The organism is Thioclava sp. NS-SX20 (assembly GCF_057380695.1).
Map to the genome: position 1 here is coordinate 383,985 of NZ_JBXXRY010000003.1, position 21,661 is coordinate 405,645.

The following is a 21,661-nucleotide window of genomic DNA, read 5'->3' on the forward strand; positions in this document are numbered from 1 at the left end:
CCCATGACTTTGCGCTTCAATGACGAGACCTTCCGTGGCGATTACACCTTCTACAACTCGCCACAGGCCATCCGCCGTTTTCCCTTCCCCTTCGACCAAGACAGCTACATGTATTCGGTCAATATCGAACAGCATCCGGGCGGCCCGACCGGCACGCCCTTCGAGTTTGCCTTCGATGTCGATGAACATTACGTCTCCGAGATGCGGGACCGCGAGATCACTCTGGCGCAGGACCCGCTGCGCTGCCAGTCGCTGCCACATATGGAGCTGGCCGGTTGGGATCTGCTGGAATGCATCATGCAGGCCAAGGCGCGCGACTATCCCGAGCTGTTCACGCTCAATCGTGACGGAGACCGCTGGCACTGGATCAACCGCCCTCTCGGCATCGAGCAGCGCTTTACCTTTCTGGAGGCCGCGACCCTGCCCTATGGCCCGATGGAATATATTACCCGTCAGGCCCAAGGCGATTTCGCGCTGCTGCATGAACGCGAGGGCAATCTGTGGATGGATGCCGGTATGATCACCAGTCAGGCCGATTGGTCGCTGGATTTCGATATCGGCATGAACTTCTTCGAATGGCACGCCCCCGTACCGAAAGCCGGAGAGATGGGGGTGTTTACCAAGGCGCTGAAATTCCTGCTGGCGGTGCAGCAGGGCCAGAGCTATCGCCGCCTCAACTGGACCATGACCGTCAATCCACGCCTTGACACCAGCCCCGAAAACTATCCGCATTGGGGACCGGAGAAACGCACACTCACCGCCGAGAATGTCGGGCGCAAACAGTTCCTGCGGGTCGAATTGCAATCCTTCCTCCGCCTGCCGCGCTCGAATGCGCTGGTATTCCCGATCCGTTGCTATCTGCTGAGCCTCGAAGATATCTGCACCCAGCCCAAATGGGCCCGCCGCCTGCACCGCGTGCTGCGCGATCTCGATCCGGCGCTGGCCGAGTATAAAGGCTTTGCCGTGAATCGCGATCTGATCGTAGACTATCTGGCGCGCTTCGATGACGGGGCCGAGACCTCGGCGGGGATCTTCCCCGACACGCTCCCTGTCCCTCCAACCCCTTCGTAAAGGAGCCCAATGGCCTGGTTCATTCTGTTTTGCGCAGGCATCCTTGAAACCGTCTGGGCGTTCTATATGAAAAAATCCGACGGTTTCACCCTGCTTGTTCCCAGCATCATCACCGTCCTCACCATGATCGCAAGTTTCGCCTTGCTGGCGGTGGCGATGAAATCCCTGCCTCTGGGCACGGCCTATGCCGTCTGGACGGGTATCGGCACCGCCGGGGCCGTGGTGGCGGGGATAGCGTTTCTGGGCGAACAGGCCACAGCCGCACGGCTGATCGCCGTGGCCAGCATCCTCTTTGGCATCGTGCTGCTGAAGCTTTGCGACGGAAAATAGGCGCCGGGTGTCCGGTCCTTGCCCTTGGTCCCTCCCTTAGGCCCCGAAGCGCCGACCGGCAGACAGGCCCTTGCGCGGGCGCGTCAAATCGGGACAGATAGCGCAGCGCAGAGGCGTTGCGCGCAGGCGGCAGGCGATGGCATTCACACTCAAACAACTGCGGTATTTTATTGCTGTGGCCGAAACCGGCACCGTATCGGGGGCGGCGCAGGCGCTGGCGATCTCGCAATCGGCGGTGACCGAAGCCATCCGCGAACTGGAAACCGATCTGGGCGTGGCGCTGTTCACCCGCCATCCGCGCGGGCTGGACATCACCCATAAAGGGCACCAGTTCCTGCGCCATGCCACCGGCATCCTGGCCGGTGTCTCCGATGCCCGTCACGCCCTGACACAGGAAAGCGAGGCCCTGACCGGCACGTTGCATATCGGTGTGACCTCGCTGGTGGCAGGCTATGTGCTGTCGGATATTCTGGCCCGCTTCCGCCGCGCTAATCCGCAGGTCGAGGTGACCGCCCTTGAAGATAGCGGCGACTATCTCGAACATCTTCTGGTCGGCGGCGAGCTGGATGTGGCGGTTATGGTGGCTTCCAATATGCGCGACCGGATGGCGCTGCATACCGAAATCATCGACACATCTCCCTATCAGCTATGGCTGCCCAACGGCCACGAGCTGACCACGCGCCCCTCGGTCTCTATCGAGGATCTCACCGATGCCCCGATGATCATGCTGAAAATCGACGAGATCGAAGAGGCCACGCGGAAGCTGCTTTCGGCCTTCGGGGCCCGCCCGCGGGTTGCCTTCCGCACCCGCTCGGTCGAGGCGGTCCGCTCGCTTGTGGCCACGGGGGCGGGAATCGCGCTGCTGCCCGAAATGGTCTACCGGCGCTGGTCGCTTGAGGGGGACCGCATCGTGTCGCGCGATGTGTCCGGAAGCCTACCAGTTGTGCAGGTTGGAACTGTCTGGCGCAAAGGTGCCCCGCTGAGCCGCGTCACAAGAGAATTTATTCTGACGGCACAAGCCCATAAAAACATGAAGTAATTCTTCGGTATCGGCATTTCCGATACCTGAAACCTGATAATTGAATTTGTGAAAGCAAAAGGAGTTTCACAGGGTTGTGTGCAAGGGAGCCGTGACTCCCGCTGCAACAGGAAAAGCCATGATGAAACCGATTTTAAGCGCCTGTGTCTCGGGCCTTGCATTGCTTGCCGCAAGCTCCGTTCCGCTACAGGCGGCGGATATGCTGACCACGCTCGGACCGGGCGAAGGGACCGTCTCGATTGTCGCATGGCCGGGCTATATCGAGCGCGGCGAGACAGATCCGGACTATGACTGGGTGACCAAATTCGAACAGAGCACGAATTGCAAGGTCGAGATCAAGACGGCCAATACCTCGGACGAGATGGTGGCCCTGATGAACGAGGGCGGCTTCGATCTGGTGACCGCGTCGGGCGATGCCTCGCTGCGGCTGATTGCGGGCGGACGTGTGCAGCCGATCAATACCGACCTCATTCCCAGCTGGTCGCGCGTGGATGACCGCCTGAAAGACGCGCCGTGGCATACGGTCAAGGGCGTACATTACGGCACCCCCTTCATGTGGGGGCCGAATGTCCTGATGTATAATACCGAGACCTTCCCCGACGCGCCCAAAAGCTGGGAGGTGGTCTTCAAGGCCATGACCTTGCCCGATGGCAAGGCCAATACAGGGCGGGTGCAGGCCTATGACGGGCCGATCTATATTGCCGATGCCGCGCTATATCTGATGGCCCACCAGCCCGAACTGGGCATCATCAGCCCCTACGAGCTGAACGAAGACCAATATGCCGCAGCCCTTGATCTGCTGCGTGGCCAGCGCAAACTCGTGTCGCGCTACTGGCATGATGCCTTCATCCAGATCGACGATTTCAAGAACGAGGGGGTCGTCGCATCATCGTCCTGGCCGTTTATGGTCAACCTGCTGAAAGCCGACGGGGTGCCGGTCGCGTCGGTGATCCCCGAGGAAGGGGCGACCGGCTGGGCCGATACGCTGATGCTGCATTCCGAGGCCAAGCATCCAAATTGCGCCTATGCCTTCATGGAGCATTCGCTCAATTCCAACCTCCAGTCCGATCTGTCGGTATGGTTCGGGGCCGTCCCTTCGGTGCCATCGGCCTGCACCGACGGCTCCGGCAAACAGACCGCAGAGGGCTGCTCGGCCAATGGTCTGGACGATTTCGACCGGATCCGGTTCTGGCAAACGCCGGTATCCAGCTGTGAAAGTCAGGGCAATTGCGTGCCCTATTACCGCTGGGTCTCTGACTATATCGGTGTGATCGGCGGCCGCTGATCACATCAGATTTGCCCGAACCCCTTTCCCCTGTGGGTTCGGGCATCCCTGCCTGAAAGACCAAACATGACAGATGCTGTAACCTTCCGGGGCGTGTCACGCCATTTCGGACCCGTCAAGGCCGTGGACGAGGTCGACCTGTCGATCCGCGACGGAGAATTTTTCGCCATGCTGGGGCCGTCCGGCTCTGGCAAGACCACCTGCCTGCGGCTGATTGCCGGTTTCGAGCAACCCACCGCAGGCCATATCGCAATTTTCGGCGAACGCGCCGAGGGCGTGCCGCCCTATCTGCGCAACGTCAATACCGTTTTCCAGAATTACGCGCTCTTCCCGCATATGAATGTGCGCGACAATGTGGCCTTCGGGCTGCGCGTCAAAGGGATCGGCAAGGCCGAGCGTCACCGTGCCGCCGAGGAGGCGCTGGAGCTGGTCGAGCTGGGCGGCTATGGCCAGCGCCGCGCGGGCGCGCTGTCTGGTGGACAGCGCCAGCGCGTGGCATTGGCCCGTGCCTTGGTCAACAAACCCCGTGTGGTCCTGCTGGACGAGCCGCTGGGCGCGCTGGACCTGAAGCTGCGCGAGCAGATGCAGGAAGAGCTTCGCAAATTGCAACGCGCGCTCGGACTGACCTTCGTATTCGTCACCCATGATCAGGACGAGGCGCTCTCGATGGCGGATCGGGTGGCCGTGTTTGCTCATGGCAAAATCCAGCAGGTCGGCAGCGCGGAAGAGATCTACCGCCGCCCCAATACCCGTTTCGTGGCGGATTTCGTCGGCTCTTCCAACGTGCTTCCGGCCGATCTGGCAGGAGGCGGACCGACGGGACAATGGGCGTCGTTGCGGCCCGAGGATATCGTGCTTGACCCGGCAGGGCGTGCGGCCACGGTGCGCGGGCGGTTCTTCCACGGGCGCGTCACCAAACTGGTGCTGGATCTGAACGGCCAGAGCCTGACCGCGCTGGTTCCCGCCCGCGAGGATGCGCCGCAGATCGGCGAAACCACCGCGATCTCGTGGGACCCTGCGCGGGTGCATATCATGGAGCGCGACGGATGAGCGCGCCCCTGTCGCAAGCCGCGATCTTCCGCCCGCGCTCCGGCCTTCTGGCACGGCTGATCGACTGGATCATCCGCCATCCGAGAATGTTCGTCTTTCTGATGGTGCTGCCCATCACGCTCTGGCTGGGCATCGTCTATATCGGCGCGCTTCTTGCCTTACTGCTGCAGAGCTTTTTCGCGATCGACGAGTTTTCCGGCGTCATCGTGCATGAGTTCACTTTGAAGACCTATGGCGAGCTTCTGCGCCCCTATAATCTTGACATCATCCTGCGCACGGTCTGCATGGCCGGCGCCGTCACGCTGGCGGCAGCCGTTCTGGCCTTTCCCATCGCCTATTTTGCCGCCCGCTACGCCAAGGGCAAATGGAAGGCGCTGTTTTACATCGGGGTCATGCTGCCGCTCTGGTCCAGCTATCTGGTTAAAGTCTATGCGTGGAAACTGGTGCTGGCCAAGGAAGGCATCCTGAACTGGGTCTTTGCCAAACTGCATCTGACATGGCTTCTCGAGGCTGTGCTGGCGATCCCCGTCATCGGGGGCAACTCGCTCTCGGTCAGCTATCTGGGCACCTTCCTTGTCTTTCTCTATATCTGGCTACCCTATATGATCATTCCGGTACAGGCCGCCTTGGAACGTGTCTCGCAAGACCTGACCGAAGCGGCAGCAGATCTGGGGGCCACCCCAAGACAGAGCTTCCGGCTGGTCCTGTTTCCGCTGGCTTTGCCGGGGGTGGTCGCAGGATCCATCTTCACCTTTTCGCTGACACTCGGCGATTACATCGTTCCGCAGATCGTCGGTAACTCGCGCCTGTTCATCGGTCAGGCGGTCTATACCCAGCAGGGCACCGCCGGAAATATCCCGCTCGCGGCGGCGTTCACTGTGGTGCCGATCGTGATCATGGGAATCTACCTGTGGGGCGCGCGCAAAATGGGAGCTTTCGATGCACTCTGAGATCCGTTCGCCAACCAGCCTGAAACTGGCCGCATTCGGGGGCCTCTTCTTCCTGCTGGCCCCGATTGCCCTGATCTTCCTCTACGCCTTCTCGACGGAGGAAAAGAGCTTCCAGTGGCCCCCGCCCGGCTTTACCACCAAATGGATCGGCGTAACCTTGGGACGTGCGGATGTGTGGGAGGCAATGGGGCTTTCGGTCAAGGTGGCCGCAATCTCGACGGTTCTGGCACTGATCCTTGGCACATTGACCGCCGCGGCCGTTGCCAGATCGCGGTTCTTCGGGCGCGAGACGATCTCGCTTCTGGTCATCCTGCCCATCGCCCTGCCGGGGATCATCACGGGGATCTCGCTGCGTTCGGCCTTCTCGTTGCTGGATATCCCGTTCAGCACATGGACCATCGTGCTGGGGCATGCGACCTTCTGTATCGTGATCGTTTATAACAATGCCGTCGCCCGTTTCCGGCGGCTGTCGGGAGCGCTGATCGATGCGGCGATGGATCTGGGCGCAGACGGGGCGCAAACCTTCCGGTTGGTGATCCTGCCCAATATCGCAACCGCCCTTCTGGCGGGCGGCATGCTGGCCTTCGCGCTGAGTTTCGACGAGGTCATCGTGACCACCTTCACCGCGGGCAACCAGACAACCTTGCCGATCTGGATGCTGGAAGAGCTTGTAAGACCGCGTCAGCGCCCCGTGACCAATGTGGTGGCGATGGTGGTGGTGCTGGTCACCGTGCTTCCCATCCTTGCCGCCTACTACCTGACAAAAGACGGCGAACATACCGCCGGTTCCGAGAAATAACTGGGAGATTTTCATGGATAAGCAGATGCTGATCGGCGCCCGCCTTGTGGCTGGCACCGAAACCGAAGAGCAGATCCTCAATCCGCGCACGGGCGAGGTGATCACCACCCTGCCGGAAGCCTCGCTGCAACAGGTCGAAGAGGCCGTCAGCGCCGCCGAAACCGCCTTTGCGGGCTGGTCGCGCACCACACCGGCAGAACGTTCGGGCTACCTGTTGAAAATTGCCGAACGCATCGAGGCCGAGGCCGAAACGCTGGCCGGTCTGGAGGCCCTGAATTGCGGCAAGCCCGGCCCGCTGGCACTGAATGACGAGCTGCCCGCCATCATCGACTGTTTCCGCTTTTTTGCAGGGGCGGTGCGCTGCATGACGGGGCCTGTGGCGGGCGAGTATCTTGCAGGGCACACCTCCATGATCCGCCGCGATCCCATCGGCATCGTGGCCTCGATCGCGCCGTGGAACTATCCGCTGATGATGATGGCGTGGAAAATCGCCCCTGCGATCGGCGCGGGCAATACGGTGGTGTTCAAACCCTCGGAACAAACGCCGCTGACGGCTTTGGCGATGGCCAGGATCTTCGCGGACATCCTGCCCGAAGGGGTGGTGAATATCATTCTCGGGCGTGGCGAAACGGTTGGCTCGGCGCTGATCAACCATCCGAAAGTGGCGATGATCTCGATTACAGGCGATATCGCCACAGGCCGCAAAATTCTGGAAGCCGCCAACAAGACCATCAAACGCACCCATCTGGAGCTGGGCGGCAAGGCTCCGGTGATTGTCTTCGACGACGCCGATATCGAGGCGACGGTCGCGGGGCTGCGGGCGTTCAGCTTCTATAATGCCGGTCAGGATTGCACCGCCGCCTGCCGCATCTATGTCCAGCGCGGGATCTATGACCGTTTCGTGGCCGACCTGACCCAGACCGTCGCGGAGATCCCCTTCGGCCATGAAGATGACAGCCGCAACGAGATCGGCCCGCTGATTTCCCTGCGCCAGCGCGACCGTGTCGCCAGCTTCGTGGCCCGCGCCCGCGAGGCCAACCATATCGAGATCACCGCTGGCGGCGACATTCCCGAGGGTCCGGGGTTTTACTACAAACCCACCGTCGTCGCAGGTGCCTTGCAGACCGACGAGATCGTGCGCCGCGAGGTGTTCGGCCCTGTCGTGTCGGTCACGCCCTTCGATGCGCCCGAAGAGGCGGTCGGCTGGGCCAATGACAGCGATTACGGGCTGGCCTCTTCCGTCTGGACGAAAGATATCTCCAAGGGCATGCAGGTGGCCTCCCGCCTGCAATATGGCTGCACTTGGGTGAACACCCATTTCATGCTGACCAACGAGATGCCGCATGGCGGGATGAAACAGTCGGGCTATGGCAAGGATATGTCGTCCTATGCTCTGGAAGACTATTCCACCGTGCGCCATGTGATGATCGCCCATTAAACCCGTTTCGCCGGCGATCCGGCCCAGCCCCCCGCCCGTCGCAAGACAGGCGGGGGGCTTCTGCTTTCCTCCACCCCGCGGCGCCGCACTTGCTCTCGCAAAATCCGCCCCGATGATCGCCTTTTCGAAAATTCATAAGATTTTTTACAAAAACCATGGAACAGATTTATTGCTTAACCGTTGGGCATGCAGTGAACAAACGGAGGAAAACATTATGAAATTTCTGACCACCACCGCCGTCGCACTGGCTCTGGCTACTGGCGCAGCTTATGCAGAAGACACCAATGCGAATGCTACCGCAGACACCGCGGCACCCGCCAAAATGGCCACCCAAGCCACGGCGAATGGTCTCGATATGTCGGATTCGACCAATCTGATCCGTGCGCGCGACATCACCGGTGGCGACATTTACACCATCGCCAAAGACAGTGGCAAAACCTGGGACACGATGGACTGGAACGCCGTGTCTTCGGACTGGAATGGCGACGGTTTTGACGATATCGGCGAGATCGAGGACATCGTCCTGTCGCCCGAGGGCAAGATGGTCGGTGTGGTGGCAGAAGTCGGTGGCTTCCTCGATATCGGTGACAAACATGTGGTCATTCCGGTTGATGCAACCCATCTGGTCCCGATCGATGACGGTAAATATGTGGTTGTGACCTCGCAGACCGAGGATCAGCTGAAAGACGCGAAAGATGTTGACGAAGGCTTCTGGAACTAATCAGAGCCGCGATCAAACTCTACAGGGGCCGGTCTTCCGGCCCCTTTGTCTATGGCACATATTTCCGTGCCCAGCAGATCTCGGCCAACGAGATCCCCATCAAGGACACTCCCGCCAGCACAAAGAGCCACGCCCCGCAAAGATCGAACAGCAGCGCCCCGAGAATACCGCCCGACGCGAAGGCCGCAAGCGTCACACTATGCAGGTGCAGCTTGGGCAGGGCATCGCCGCGTAACGGCTTTGGCCCAATCAGCGCGGCCAGTTCGATGCCGATATCGGTTGCCATGCCCGAAACATGGGTGGTGCGCACTTTCGAACGCGAGATCATCGTGGTGACCGCGTTCTGCCCCCCCATGACGACGCTTAAACCGACAAGCGCTGCCGCCGACCCCGCGCCACCACACAGTAGGCCCGCCCCCAATACCAGCACCACAAGCCCTTCCACACCGATGGCCAGCGCATAGACCATGCGCATCCGGCGGCGCTCGCCCAGATTGACCATCACCGCCGCCGCGCAGGCACCCGCGATAAAGGCGATCACAAGCCCCGCAAGTGAAAGCCCGACCCCCACCCGTCCATCGGCCAGATCATCCGCCATCATCGAGACATTGCCCGTCATATTCGCGGTGAAGGTGCCCAGGATCAGGAAACCCACGGCGTTCAATCCGCCCGCGATCGAGGACAGGAACCCGGCCAGTACAATATTGAGAGTATCGGTCCTCTCGTCACCCACACGAATGAGCATAGCGCCCCCGTTCAAAACATGGACCATCCGCAAAGCCTTGGGGCAGCTCCTGTGGCGCAGGCGGCCCCCCTGCCCGAGACTTTCCGCCACGGTTTGCAACTTTATACGACGGATCGACCGGATACGACTTGTTATATATCGCAGGCTGCGAATATTCAGATTCCGCGCCTGATGACACCGACAAGAGCCGAGCGATGCCAGACAGACAAGTGGATTTTTTCATAGCCGGCACCCAGAAGGGCGGCACGACAGCTTTGCGGGCGAAGCTGCTCAAGCACCCCGATCTGGCCTTTTCCAAACAGAAAGAGATCCATTTTTTCGACCGTGAGGATATCGACTGGCAGGCCCCGCCCTATGACGATCTGCATGCCCATTTCGATCTCCGCCAGCCCAAACTGTTCGGGGAAGCCACGCCGATCTATCTCTACTGGCCCGAGGCGATCAAGCGCATCCATCGCTATAATCCCGAGGCCCGTCTCATTTTCATTTTGCGCCACCCCACCTATCGCGCGCTCTCGGCATGGAAAATGGAGCGCGCCCGCGCTCAGGAAACCTATTCCTTCAGCCGCGCCGTATCGCTGATCGGACGATGCCGCGTCAGGTTCGCCAAAGGCGGTGTGCATCGCGTTTTCTCTTATGTGGAGCGGTCCTGTTATGCCCCGCAGATCCGGCGGCTGCTGACGGTTTTTCCGCGCGAGCAACTGCTGTTTCTGACCACCGACCAACTCTGGACAGATGAGCAAGACACGCTGCGGCGCGTCTGTGCTTTCCTCGGGATCGACACCTCTTACAGTGATACCCTGCCCGCGCAAAAGAAATACATCGTGCCGGTGGATGCGCGTCATGTGCCCATGCAGGATGCCGCGACAATCACCAAGCTCAACAAACGGTTCCGGCGCGACATCATCCGCACGGCGGACCTCACAGGGCTGGACCTCTCGGGATGGCTGGAAAGCGGTTACACCGATCCGATGCATGACCGCTAGGGCCTCATAGAACGCCTTCGCCCGTTCAGTGAGGTCGCGCCCCAAGGGTCTGACCGCCAGAGCATCCCCCCAAAGCATGCCCAACACTGTCACCAAAGCTGATAGCACCGCCTTGGCGGCAGGTGCAGAATATCGGCTGGCCAATCGCAAACCGCTTGCCAACCTCACATTTGTTTCCTAAAAACACAAATATGAGGTTGGAATCGCTATTAGGGAGAGAGCGATTATGCGACGTCTTGAAGATCACGAAACGCCCCGGACCAGCAGTCATATACCGGCGCCGCGCATCGTGGCAGCCGACAAGGCCATGACGGACCGCAGGCATGCGGGCCGGTTGACAGAGGATCTGCCGCCAGAAAATCGCAGCCTCGGCAGACAACCGGCGGGGCCCGTATATTTCAAACGAAAACGCGCGATTTATAGGCCCGCAGGCGCGCACCACACCACGGCACAGCAAACCGGAAACGTCACGCAGGCCTTGCGCGCTGGCATCCGATCATAACCCTGTGACAGCCAGCCGCTCACACAACAAGCCTTTCGCATGACCGGACAGACTGCGGGAAACCAAGCCGGAGATATGCGGATGTCTCAACGGGCAATCACCCCCGACGCATCCGGTAGGCAGTGGCCCGAAAACCGCTTTTCGACACGCGATCCTGCAATAAAACCGAATATTCGCATCTAAATGCAACAAATATACAGATGGAGGAGCACGCACAAGCTCCTGATCCCGCATCAAGGCCCGTCACGCCTCTCGATGCGCGTCTGTATCGGACACGGAGATCGACCAGACCTGTCACGCCTTGGAGGAGGCGACCTGTCGGAGGAGAGCGCCGCATAGCAGATGGCGCAAATGGAGGAGGAGATTGCAATGGTGGGCTCACAAGCCGCCCTACTTTCGGCGCAAGACGTCGCGAAGAGTTTTGGTCATGTCACCGCGCTGCGCAACGGGGCGATCCAGCTTCGCGCAGGCACGGTAAACGCGCTATGCGGCGGCAATGGCGCGGGGAAATCAACCTTTCTCAACATCCTGACGGGGCAGTTGCGCCGCGACACGGGACAGATCCATGTGGACGGGAAACCGGTGGATTTCCATGCGCCCTCCGAGGCGCTGGAGGCGGGAATTGCCATCATCACACAGGAACTCAGCCCCTTTCAGGACATGACCGTCGCCGAGAACCTCTATCTCGGTCGCGAGCCGCGCCGCGCGGGTCTCTTGGTGGATGATCGGCGCATGATCGAGGATGCAGAGGCGCTGATGACACGTCTCCGGTTCGACATTCCGCCAACCGCCCGCCTGCGTGATCTGTCGGTCGCACAGGCCCAACTTGTCGAAATCGCCAAAGCGATCAGCCGCCGCAGCAAGATCCTGATCATGGACGAGCCGACCTCGGCCATTGGCGAGCGCGAAACCCAGATGCTGTTCGACGCGATCAGAGGGCTGACGACAGACGGCGTCGGCATTATCTACGTATCCCACAGGCTGACAGAAATCTTCGAGATTTCCGATGATTACACCGTCTTCCGTGATGGGGCTTTTGTCGAAAGCGGTGCTATAGCCGATATCGACCGGCAGGCGCTGATACGCCATATCGTCGGGCGCGACCTGCTGGAGCATCGTCGTAGCCCGCGCGATTTCGACACTTCTCCCGCTCTGCTGGATGCCAAAAACATGAGTTCTGCGGGAAAATTCGAAGACATCAGCCTTCAGGTCCATCCGGGCGAGATCGTGGGCATCTATGGCCTGCTTGGCTCGGGACGGTCGGAATTTGTCAATGCGCTTTATGGGACCGAACCGCGTGACACGGGCGAGGTCTGTGTCGGTGGCATACCCATTGCCGCAAACGCGCCCGCGCGGTCTATCGCGGCAGGGATCTCGCTTGTCACCGAAGACCGCAAACAGACAGGTCTTTCCCTGACAGCGTCGGTTGCCCATAACATCACCGTCGCCAACCTTGAGGCATATGCGAAAGCCGGGGTCATGGATGAGGCGCGCGAGACGCAGAGCGTCAAGGCGCATATGGCGCGTTTTTCCATCAAAGCCGCCTCGCCTGAAATCCCCGTACAGTTCCTGAGCGGCGGCAACCAGCAAAAGGTGGTTCTTGCGCGCTGTCTTGAAACAGACCCGCGTATCCTGATCTGCGACGAACCCACCCGAGGCGTGGATGAAGGGGCCAAGCGCGAGATCTATGCGTTTCTCGACGCGTTCGTGAAGGCGGGAAAATGCGTCCTGATGATCTCGTCCGAAATTCCCGAGATTCTGGCCAATGCCGACCGGATCGTTGTTTTTCGCAAGGGCCGGATCGCCGGAGAGGTGCGGGCACAGGACGCCACGCAGGAAACCCTCGTCCATCTGGCCTCGTGAGCTGACCTAATCTCTAGGAGGAGAAGATCATGAGGATGTCACAAAGTCCAATGCAGACCGTCAGTCTGGGCAGCATTCTGACCCGTTACGGGATCGTACTCTCGTTCATCATACTGCTCGTCACCTTGGCGATCATTTCGCCAAACTTCCTTTCGCCAAACAATCTTTTCAATGTCTTGCGTCAGGTCTCGATCAACGGGGTGCTCGCGGTCGGTATGACATTCGTCATCCTGACCGCGGGGATCGACCTCTCGATCGGGGCGATCTTGGCTCTCAGCGGCGCGGTGGCCGCCAGCCTGGTGACAGGAAGCGCCCCCATGAACCCCGTCCTCGCGGTTCTCGCGGGCACCGCGACCGGCATGGCCTGCGGTGCACTCAATGGCGTGCTCATCGCCCGTTTCGCGGTTCCGGCTTTTGTGGTGACACTCGGGATGCTGAGCGTCGCGCGTGGTGCGACACTGCTTTATAGTGGCGGACGCCCCGTCGCCAATCTCAGCGGAGAGTTCCGCTGGCTGGGGCAAGGCGTGGTTGCCGGCATTCCGGTGCCGGTCATCCTTTTCGCGATCGTCTTTGCCATCGCGGCTTTCGTACTGCGATATACGGTCTACGGACGCCGGATCTATGCGGTCGGGGGCAACCCCAAAAGCGCGCGAACCAGCGGCATCAATCCGGCGCGTATCGTATTTTCCGTCTATGTGATCATGGGCGCGCTTGCCGGTCTTGCGGGGGTCATGCTGACCGCGCGCACGACGGCGGCCCTGCCCCAAGCCGGTCTGGGATACGAGCTGGACGCCATCGCAGCCGTCGTCATCGGCGGCACCAGCCTGACCGGAGGGGTTGGCCGGATTGGCTATACATTGATCGGTGTCCTGATGATCGGGGTGATCAGCAACGGCCTCGATCTGCTGGGGGTGTCGTCCTACTACCAGCAAATCATCAAGGGCTCGATCATTGTTCTCTCTGTCATGATCGACCGGTCACGGTCCCGCCATAGCTGAGCGCGGCCCCGATCTTGCATCTTACCAAGGAGCGCGGCCACGGCCGCAAGGGAGGAGGAAAATCCCATGAAAATGAACAAACGCCAGCTTCTGGCATCAGGCGTCGGGCTACTGGCGATGGGCGCGATGGGGGGGCGGGTCATGGCCCAGACCAAACCGCTGCGGATTGCCGCCATCGTCCAGAGCCTGAACACGGAATATAACGTGCTCTGGGCGGATGCGGCCAAGGCGCATCCCGCCTTCAAGGCAGGTCAGGCCGAACTGACGATCCTCGACGGGCGGCAGGACATGCTGACACAATCGAACCTCTTCGATACCGTGATCACCGAAAAATACGATGCCATCATCTTCATTCCGGTGGATATCGATGCGGGCAATGATCCGATCGAGCGCGCCAAGGCGGCAGGTATTCCTGTTTTCGGCTCGAACACCGTCGTGTCGAATACGTCCCTTTATGATGCCTACATCAATTCGAACGATGTCGAGGCGGGAGAGCTGCTCGCGAAGGCGATCATCGCGCGGGCAGGCCCCGAGGCGAAAGTGGTCATACTGGAAGGCATGATCGGACAATCGGCACAGGTCCAGCGCCTTCAGGGGATCCAGAATGTTCTGGCCGCAAACCCCGGTGTGACGGTCATCGGGCAGAATTCCGCGAATTGGTCGCGCGCCGAGGCGATCACCCTTATGGAAAACCTGCTGACATCGCATGGCAATGATATCCAAGGGGTGCTGGCCGAAAATGACGAGATGGCGGTCGGGGCGATCGAAGCCATCCGCAGCTATGGCCTTGATCCCCAAAGCCTGCCGGTCGCCGGGGTCGACGGGATTCATGATGCGCTTCAGGCGGTGAAGAACGGCGATCAGGCAATGTCGATCCTGCAAGACGCGCATGGTCAGGCGCAGGGTGCGGTGGATCTTGCGCTGCGCAAGCTGTCAGGCGCCTCCTACACCCCCGCGGCGAAGGTGTGGGATGTCAATGGCGGCAGCCTTGCGTGGGAAGACGGCACCAGCCAGCACTACTATGTCCCCTGGCTGCCCGTCACCCGCGAGAATGTCGACACAGTGCTGGCAGAGTAACCCCCTTCGCACCTCAAGGATGCACCGGCCCCTACGGGCGGAGCATCTTCGCATCCCTCAAGATGCGGCGCTCCTGTGCGCCGCATCTCGCCCCTTCCCGCGACGGGGCGCCTTCTGTCGTTTTTTAATGCCCCAGAATGCGCGGCCAAGACTGCCTCTGGCATGGCCGCATAAGGCCGGATTCTTCGCGCTTCCCGCCCATCCCTGTTTCGGAACGAAGAACGCCCCCATCGCATTCGCCCTCCGTACCTGCCGCTTTTCCAATCAGCCCTGCGGCCCTCCCCCGCGTCTCAGCGCCTTTCCTTTTCGCTCCTAGGGGCGGCAGATGGGGCGCAATAATGATGATAATTTAGGCGTCTCCCGCCCCGCCTTGCAAAACCACAGGCTACGGGCCTCTTTCGGTTGCCTCCCGGTTCCGGTCGTCCTCTGTGGTATACAAGATTGGACAACAAGGTGATCGACCAGCGTGCCGACGGGAATAGAAACCACAATCCTGACCGCTATCATCGAGGGGCGCCTGCCCCCCGGAAGCCGCCTCTCCGAAAACGAGCTGGCCGAAGCTTTTGCCGTTTCGCGCACCAAAATCCGTGAAGCTCTGCAACGTCTGGAAGCGCGCCACATCATCGCCTCCCGCCCGCGCAAGGGGTGGTTTGTCAATATTCCCGACGCGGAGGAGGCCGCGCAGGTCTTTGCGGCGCGGCGCTGTCTGGAATATGGCTATCTCGACACGGCCCCCAGCTTCACCCCCGAACAACTGGCTCCCATCCGCGCCCATATCGCCGAGGAACGCCAAGCCATCGCCGCAGGCGACAAGGCACAACTGACCTATCTGATGGGCGATTTCCATGTCCGCATCATCGCGCAATCCGGCAACGAGGCGCTGACCGAAATCATGCGTGACCTGACGGCCCGTACCATCCTGATCTCGCTGCGTTACCAGTCCTCGCAAAATGCACTGGCCAGCCATGATGACCATGTCGCCATCCATGACGCCCTTTGTGCGGGCCGGATGAAAGACGCCGCCCGTCTGTCCTTCGAGCATCTTGAAGATGTCGAGAAGGGGCTGGCCATCGACATCGCGCCCACGCCGCTGGCGGCGCTCCGCTCTACCCTACGTCTCGATGCCGGAGACGATGGGAACAATCAACCAATCGGCATCCTCCAATAGGGAACCCAAAGTTATGATTACCAGACGCCTCCTACTGGCCGTTACCGCTTGCCTGACACTGGCCACCGCCCCGCAACTTGCCAGCGCCGACGGGCTTGCCGATATTGAAAAAGCCGGAACGCTGCGCGTGGCCGTGCCGCAGGATTTCCCGCCCTTCGGGTCGGTCGGGCTGGATATGAAACCGGCGGGCTATGATATCGATATGGCCGCGCTGATCGCCCAGAAGCTGGGCGTCAAACTGGAGTTGGTGCCGGTCACCTCGGCCAACCGTATCCCCTATCTCCAGACCGGCAAGGTCGATCTGGTGATCTCCTCCATGGGCAAAAACGCCGAGCGCGAGGCCGTGATCGATTTCTCGACCGCCTATGCCCCGTTCTATAACGGTGTCTTTGCCCCTGCCGATCTGGCGATTGCCTCTGCCGATGATCTTTCGGGCAAGGTCGTCGGCGTCACCCGTGGTGCCATCGAGGATCTCGAGCTGTCGAAGATCGCGCCCCCGGAGGCCACGATCAAGCGCTACGAGGACAATAACGGCACAATCTCGGCCTTCCTGTCGGGACAGGTCGACGCGATTGCCACCGGCAATGTCGTGGCTGCCGCTATTCTGGAGCGCAATCCACCGAAAAAGCCCGAGATGAAATTCCTCATCAAGAATTCGCCCTGCTATATCGGTCTGAACAAGAACGAGCCTGCGCTTCTGGCCAAGGTCGATGATATCATCGCCGCCGCCAAGACAGACGGCTCGCTGAACGCGATCAGCGAGAAATGGCTGGGCATGGATCTGCCTGCCGATCTGTAACGCACAGACCGCCCCTCCGCGCGCCTCTTGCGCGGAGGCCCCCTTCCGCTGACGGACCTCCTCATGACCTATCACTTCAACTTCGACTGGCTGGCCACCTATTGGCCGGTCTTCGTGTCGGGCGTCTGGATGACCGTCCAGCTGATTGCCGTGGGCGGCACGGTCGGCATCGCGCTCGGCATCTTTTGCGCATGGGCCCGCAGCTCGGGGCCGCGCGGCCTTGGGGCCTGTGTTGCCATCTATGTCGAACTGATCCGCAACACACCCTTCCTGATCCAGCTGTTTTTCATCTTCTTCGGCCTGCCTGCGATCGGCATACAGATGAACGAGGTTGTGGCCGCAATGCTGGCGATGGTGATCAATCTGGGTGCCTATAGCGCCGAAATCATCCGTGCCGGGATCAATGGCGTGGCCAAGGGGCAGTTCGAGGCAGGGGCCTCGCTGGCCATGAGCCCTGTCCAGACCTTCCGCCATATCGTTCTGGTGCCCGCATTGCAGAAGATCTGGCCCGCACTGGCAAGTCAGGTGGTGATCGTGATGCTGGGCTCTTCCGTGGTCAGCCAGATTGCTGTCGAAGACCTGACCTATGCCGCGAATTTCGCCCAATCACGCAGCTTCCGTGCCTTCGAGGCCTATTTCGTGTCCACCGCCATCTATCTGGCGCTGGCCATAACCTTACGCCTGATCCTGATGCAGATCGGCCATCGCATCTTCGCCACCCGCCGGAGGGCCGCCCGATGATCCAGTTCACCCTCACGGATATTTTCTGGCAGCTTCTTCTTGCCACCCGCTGGACGATCCTGCTGTCGCTTGTGTCCTTTATCGGTGGCGGCCTGTTGGGGGTTATCCTGCTGTTCGGCCGCATCGGCAAATTCGCCATGCTGCGCCGGATGATCCACCTGTATACGGAACTGTTTCAGGGCACACCGCTGCTGATGCAGCTCTTTCTGGCCTTTTTCGGTCTGGGTCTCGTCGGCATCGAGGTCTCGCCCTGGGTTGCGGCGGCCACAGCCCTGATCTTATGGACCGCCGCCTTTCTGGTGGAAATCTGGCGCGGTTGCGTCGAGGCCATCCCGAAAGGACAGTGGGAGGCCTCCGCGTCTCTGGGCATGACCTATGTCGAACAGATGCGCCATATCATCCTGCCGCAGGCATTGCGCATCTCCATCCCGCCGACCGTCGGCTTTTCGGTACAGGTGATCAAGGGCACGGCGCTGACCTCGATCATCGGCTTTGTCGAGGTCACCAAGGCCGGCACCGTGCTGACCAATGCAACCTATATGCCCTTTACCGTCTATGGTCTGGTGGCGCTGATCTACTTCGCGCTGTGTTTCCCGCTCTCGTTCAGCGCCCGCATCCTTGAAAGGAAGATGAATGTCTCTCATCGACATTGACGCCCTGCGCAAAAGCTACGGCACCAACGAAGTGCTCAAGGGGATCGACCTGCATATCGAGAAAGGCGAGGTCATTGCCCTGATCGGCAAATCGGGGTCGGGGAAATCCACGCTCTTGCGCTGCATCAACGGGCTTGAAACCATCAATGAGGGCGCGATTTCCGTCGCAGGCGAGCAGCTTCTGCAGGACGACCTGCACCTGAGAGCGCTACGCCAGAAGGTCGGAATGATCTTCCAGCAGTTCAACCTCTTTCCCCACAAGACCGCGGGCGAAAACGTGATGCTGGCCCAGCAGGTCGTGAAAAAACGGTCCCGCAGCGAGGCCGAGGCTATGGCCCGCCGGATGCTGGAGCGCGTCGGGCTCGGGACGAAATTCGACGCCTATCCCGACCAGCTTTCCGGCGGACAGCAACAGCGTGTGGCGATTGCACGGGCGCTGGCAATGGAGCCGATGGCCCTGCTATGTGACGAGGTCACCTCGGCGCTGGATCCCGAACTGGTGGCCGAGGTGCTACAGGTGGTGCGCGATCTGGCCGCCGAAGGGATGACCCTTGTCATGGTCACCCACGAGATGGCCTTCGCCCGTGATGTCTGTTCGCGGCTGGTCTTCATGCATGAGGGTCGCATCCACGAGATCGGTGCCCCCGAGGAGGTGTTCGCAAACCCCAAGACACCGGAATTGCGTAGCTTTATCGGGATGCATTAAAGCCTCTCCGGCCAGACAAAACCGTGCATTGCAGGCACGCGCCCCTGATTGCGGCCGAAAGCCTCTATCGTGCCGCGCGGTGCCGGATGGGCATCATGACCCGCGCAAGATGCCGGATCCCGCCGGAAGGGGGCTACTCTGCGGCGGAAAAACATCCGTAGAAATGCGGGCGATGGCGGCTTGCCATTGCATGGGCCAGCCCCGCCACAGAGCTTGCGGCCATCTTGCTCATGACGGCCGCGCGATGAACCTCTATCGTCTTGATCGACAGGTCCATGTCGCTGGCCATGACCTTGTTGGGCTTGCCCTCCAATATGCCCTCCAGCACCTCGCGTTCCCGCCCGCTCAGGCGGGCCAGCCGCGCCTCCAGCCGCTGTTGTCCGGCCAGAACATCCAGTCGCGCGGGCGCCAGCCGTAACGCGCGCTCGGTCACATCCAGCAGATGCTGTTCCTTGAAAGGCTTTTCGATAAAGTCATCCGCGCCCGCCTTCAACGCCTCGACCGCCATCTGCACATCGCCATGCCCCGTCACGATCAGGATCGGCAGCACGAAGGATCTGGCGCGGAGATGACGCAGCAGTTCCAGCCCGCTCATTCCCGGCATGCGTATATCCATCACCAGCACCGCAGGCGGCAGCGGTAACAGGTCCGGCAGCGCCTCCAGAAAGGCCTGCCCACTGTCCCAAAGCCGCACTTCATGGCCCACCGACGCAAAGAGAAAGCGCAGCGATTGCCGGAACCCCTCGTCATCATCGATACTCCAAATCAGCGGATCCCTGTCGCACTGGCACATGGCCGACCCTCCTGTGATGCCAGACTGGCGGGCAGGACAAAGCACATCCTCACGCCCCCTCCCGTTGCGGTCTCGGCCCAAAGCCGCCCGCCATGACTTTCGATAATCGTGCGGCAGATCGGCAGACCAAGCCCGAGCCCTGTCGCCTTGGTGGTGAAAAACGGGTCGAAAAGCTGTGCGGCGGCGGCCTCTGTCAGCCCCGTGCCGTGATCGCGGAGCGTGACCACGACCTTGCCCCCCCTGACACAGGTGGCCAGAACAATATCGCGCGGCCCCGTCGCCTGCGGCGCGGCCTCTGTGGCCTCCAGCGCGTTCTGTAACAGGTTGAGCAGCACCTGTTCGACCTCGACCCGATCCGCCAGAACGGCAGGCAGATCCGCGGCCAGTTCCAGACGGAGCGGAATATCGTGTCGTGCCGTGGCTGCAGTGAAAAACTCGACCACCTCACGCAGGACCACATTCAGGTCGAGCGGGCCGCGTTGCGCATCACGACGATGCAGGAAGCCACGGACCCGTCGCAGAATGGCCCCCGCGCGTTCGGCCTGACCGGCAATCCCGCGCGTGCCGTGGCGCAAGAAGGCCGGATCGGGCTGACCACGGTCGAGGACGCGGGTCAGCCCTTCGGCATAATTGGCAATCGCGGCCAGCGGCTGGTTCAACTCATGCGCGATAGACGAGGCCATTTCGCCCACGATCCCCAGCCGCGCATACTGGTTGCGTTCCTCAAGGTGCTTTTGCGCGCTCCGCTCGGCCTTCTCCCGCTCGGCGCTTTCACGCCGGAGCTCCGCCGTGCGGCGACGCACCAGAATCTCGACCCGCGCCCCGTGTATCGCCCACAGCGCCAGCGCCAGACTAGCCGCAAGCACCCATTGCCAATGGGCCAGAAGATACTGCCGCACCCCCGGCGGATCGAGCGCGGCATAGGGGCCGATATGCAGCGCCCGCAATAGGGTATGGACAGGCGTATAATCCTCCGGTGCCGTCCATGCCTGCCCGGCGGTTTCGGGCATGGCCAGCAAGGCGGTGGCCACGGTCTTGGCAAGACGTTCATCGCTGCCCGCCAGCCGTGCAAAGGGCCAGTCGGGATAAAGGCGCGAGGAAAGCTGACAGGGAAAACCGGCACTCTGGCGCGCGCCCACAACCGCAAACTCCGCCCGACCGATATGCCCCCGCGCGATTTCATCCTCGAGCATACAGGCCCGCAGCACCGCAGCATCTGCGCGCCCCTCGCGCAGGGCCGTGATCACATGATTCATCGGGAAGCCTGTCTCGACCAATGCGGCAAGACGGTGAGAGGGGACGCCTGCGCGGCGCAGTTCCTGCGCGGCAACCTGCCAGCCGCCAAACGCCTCCGTACTGACCACGGCAAGCCGCGCCGAGGCAAGATCGGACAGACGGGTGGCATGTCCGGGACGGTTTCGCACAATCACCGCAGACCCGACCGTATCGGTAGGATAAGCGCGGTCGAAGCTTTGCAAGGTCGCGATACGGGTGACCCCGAACCGCGCTTCCAGCGTGAGATAATGGCCGGGATTGGTAATGACGAAATCAAGCTGGCCCGCTGCAACCGCCTTGGTCAGCCCCCCCAGATCAAGCGGCACAAGCACGACATCCGCCTGCGGCAGAGCCTTTGCCAGTCTCGCCACGGTCGGCGCAAAATCCTGCCGCGCCCGCGCAGCCCCCTGAAAGGCCAGCACCCCCACACGAATATCCTGCGCCGCCGCAGGCAAAGCCACGACAAGAAAAAGCGCCGCCAGAAGGCCGCGCAGGGCGGAATGCACAGTAAGCATGCCCACAGAATGCCGCAATCGGGCAGATCGCACTTTGCTCTGTGTCAATATCCGGTCGGCAAACCTCTTGCCGTAACGGGGGTGTTACAGCGGTCGTGACCGGAGGCCTGCCGCTCCAAAGCCGCCCTAGCGGACGGCTTTGGACCCGGACATAGCG

The 21,661-nt window shown here is 61.1% G+C and carries 21 protein-coding genes; 18 read left to right on the top strand and 3 right to left on the bottom strand.

Annotation, left to right across the window (positions count from 1 at the left end):
• The first annotated feature begins 3 nt into the window (after window positions 1-3).
• The 9 genes from AC2ISB_RS17380 to AC2ISB_RS17420 all read left to right on the top strand — a co-directional run bounded on the left by AC2ISB_RS17380 (window position 4) and on the right by AC2ISB_RS17420 (window position 8,683).
• A complete protein-coding gene (locus tag AC2ISB_RS17380) occupies window positions 4-1,071 on the top strand; it encodes a heme-dependent oxidative N-demethylase family protein (RefSeq protein ID WP_330646891.1) in 1,068 nt (355 codons plus the stop codon).
• 9 nt (window positions 1,072-1,080) lie between these two features.
• Window positions 1,081-1,401: a DMT family transporter gene (locus tag AC2ISB_RS17385; RefSeq protein ID WP_330646890.1), complete on the top strand. Its 321-nt coding sequence runs from the start codon at window positions 1,081-1,083 to the stop codon at window positions 1,399-1,401.
• Window positions 1,402-1,537: 136 nt separating this feature from the next.
• Window positions 1,538-2,440: a LysR family transcriptional regulator gene (locus tag AC2ISB_RS17390; RefSeq protein WP_330646889.1), complete on the top strand. Its 903-nt coding sequence runs from the start codon at window positions 1,538-1,540 to the stop codon at window positions 2,438-2,440.
• 121 nt (window positions 2,441-2,561) lie between these two features.
• Window positions 2,562-3,725, top strand: coding sequence for an ABC transporter substrate-binding protein (locus tag AC2ISB_RS17395; RefSeq protein WP_486577286.1), 1,164 nt, complete (start codon window positions 2,562-2,564; stop codon window positions 3,723-3,725).
• A gap of 66 nt (window positions 3,726-3,791) precedes the next feature.
• Window positions 3,792-4,775, top strand: a complete 984-nt coding sequence (locus AC2ISB_RS17400; RefSeq protein ID WP_486577135.1) for an ABC transporter ATP-binding protein — start codon at window positions 3,792-3,794, stop codon at window positions 4,773-4,775.
• Window positions 4,772-5,725 carry an ABC transporter permease gene (locus AC2ISB_RS17405; RefSeq protein WP_330646887.1) on the top strand — a complete coding sequence of 318 codons (954 nt, stop codon included), beginning with the start codon at window positions 4,772-4,774 and terminating at the stop codon, window positions 5,723-5,725. The genes AC2ISB_RS17400 and AC2ISB_RS17405 overlap by 4 nt, the downstream gene beginning before the upstream one ends.
• Window positions 5,715-6,524, top strand: coding sequence for an ABC transporter permease (locus AC2ISB_RS17410; protein WP_486577138.1), 810 nt, complete (start codon window positions 5,715-5,717; stop codon window positions 6,522-6,524). The genes AC2ISB_RS17405 and AC2ISB_RS17410 overlap by 11 nt, the downstream gene beginning before the upstream one ends.
• 13 nt (window positions 6,525-6,537) lie before the next feature.
• Complete coding sequence (locus AC2ISB_RS17415) at window positions 6,538-7,962, top strand: gamma-aminobutyraldehyde dehydrogenase (protein ID WP_330646885.1); 1,425 nt, start codon at window positions 6,538-6,540, stop codon at window positions 7,960-7,962.
• A 214-nt stretch (window positions 7,963-8,176) separates the two neighbouring features.
• Window positions 8,177-8,683 (top strand): PRC-barrel domain-containing protein, encoded by a 507-nt coding sequence (locus AC2ISB_RS17420; RefSeq protein ID WP_330646884.1) that lies wholly within the window; start codon window positions 8,177-8,179, stop codon window positions 8,681-8,683.
• A gap of 49 nt (window positions 8,684-8,732) precedes the next feature.
• Here AC2ISB_RS17420 and AC2ISB_RS17425 read toward each other — a convergent pair whose 3' ends face one another.
• Window positions 8,733-9,428: a YoaK family protein gene (locus tag AC2ISB_RS17425; RefSeq protein WP_486577139.1), complete on the bottom strand. Its 696-nt coding sequence runs from the start codon at window positions 9,426-9,428 to the stop codon at window positions 8,733-8,735.
• Between the two features lie 194 nt (window positions 9,429-9,622).
• Here AC2ISB_RS17425 and AC2ISB_RS17430 point away from each other — a divergent pair, with 194 nt between their 5' ends.
• From AC2ISB_RS17430 to AC2ISB_RS17470, 9 genes are all read left to right on the top strand, one after another.
• Complete coding sequence (locus tag AC2ISB_RS17430; protein ID WP_486577141.1) at window positions 9,623-10,414, top strand: sulfotransferase family protein; 792 nt, start codon at window positions 9,623-9,625, stop codon at window positions 10,412-10,414.
• A gap of 871 nt (window positions 10,415-11,285) precedes the next feature.
• Window positions 11,286-12,779, top strand: coding sequence for a sugar ABC transporter ATP-binding protein (locus tag AC2ISB_RS17435; protein ID WP_486577142.1), 1,494 nt, complete (start codon window positions 11,286-11,288; stop codon window positions 12,777-12,779).
• A 35-nt stretch (window positions 12,780-12,814) separates the two neighbouring features.
• A complete protein-coding gene (locus AC2ISB_RS17440; protein WP_486577143.1) occupies window positions 12,815-13,777 on the top strand; it encodes an ABC transporter permease in 963 nt (320 codons plus the stop codon).
• A 66-nt stretch (window positions 13,778-13,843) separates the two neighbouring features.
• Complete coding sequence (locus tag AC2ISB_RS17445; protein ID WP_486577144.1) at window positions 13,844-14,854, top strand: substrate-binding domain-containing protein; 1,011 nt, start codon at window positions 13,844-13,846, stop codon at window positions 14,852-14,854.
• A 466-nt stretch (window positions 14,855-15,320) separates the two neighbouring features.
• Window positions 15,321-16,022 (top strand): GntR family transcriptional regulator, encoded by a 702-nt coding sequence (locus tag AC2ISB_RS17450; RefSeq protein WP_330646878.1) that lies wholly within the window; start codon window positions 15,321-15,323, stop codon window positions 16,020-16,022.
• A gap of 13 nt (window positions 16,023-16,035) precedes the next feature.
• Complete coding sequence (locus AC2ISB_RS17455) at window positions 16,036-16,821, top strand: transporter substrate-binding domain-containing protein (protein ID WP_330646877.1); 786 nt, start codon at window positions 16,036-16,038, stop codon at window positions 16,819-16,821.
• A gap of 63 nt (window positions 16,822-16,884) precedes the next feature.
• Window positions 16,885-17,562, top strand: a complete 678-nt coding sequence (locus AC2ISB_RS17460; protein ID WP_330646876.1) for an amino acid ABC transporter permease — start codon at window positions 16,885-16,887, stop codon at window positions 17,560-17,562.
• A complete protein-coding gene (locus AC2ISB_RS17465) occupies window positions 17,559-18,215 on the top strand; it encodes an amino acid ABC transporter permease (protein WP_330646875.1) in 657 nt (218 codons plus the stop codon). The genes AC2ISB_RS17460 and AC2ISB_RS17465 overlap by 4 nt, the downstream gene beginning before the upstream one ends.
• Window positions 18,196-18,921 (top strand): amino acid ABC transporter ATP-binding protein, encoded by a 726-nt coding sequence (locus AC2ISB_RS17470; RefSeq protein ID WP_486577146.1) that lies wholly within the window; start codon window positions 18,196-18,198, stop codon window positions 18,919-18,921. The genes AC2ISB_RS17465 and AC2ISB_RS17470 overlap by 20 nt, the downstream gene beginning before the upstream one ends.
• A 133-nt stretch (window positions 18,922-19,054) precedes the next feature.
• Here the strand turns inward: AC2ISB_RS17470 and AC2ISB_RS17475 are convergent, their stop codons facing one another.
• Both AC2ISB_RS17475 and AC2ISB_RS17480 read right to left on the bottom strand, forming a co-directional pair.
• Window positions 19,055-19,714 (bottom strand): response regulator transcription factor, encoded by a 660-nt coding sequence (locus tag AC2ISB_RS17475; protein WP_486577147.1) that lies wholly within the window; start codon window positions 19,712-19,714, stop codon window positions 19,055-19,057.
• Window positions 19,687-21,504, bottom strand: coding sequence for a sensor histidine kinase (locus AC2ISB_RS17480; protein ID WP_486577287.1), 1,818 nt, complete (start codon window positions 21,502-21,504; stop codon window positions 19,687-19,689). Before AC2ISB_RS17480 ends, AC2ISB_RS17475 begins: the two co-directional genes overlap by 28 nt.
• Window positions 21,505-21,661 lie beyond the last annotated feature (157 nt).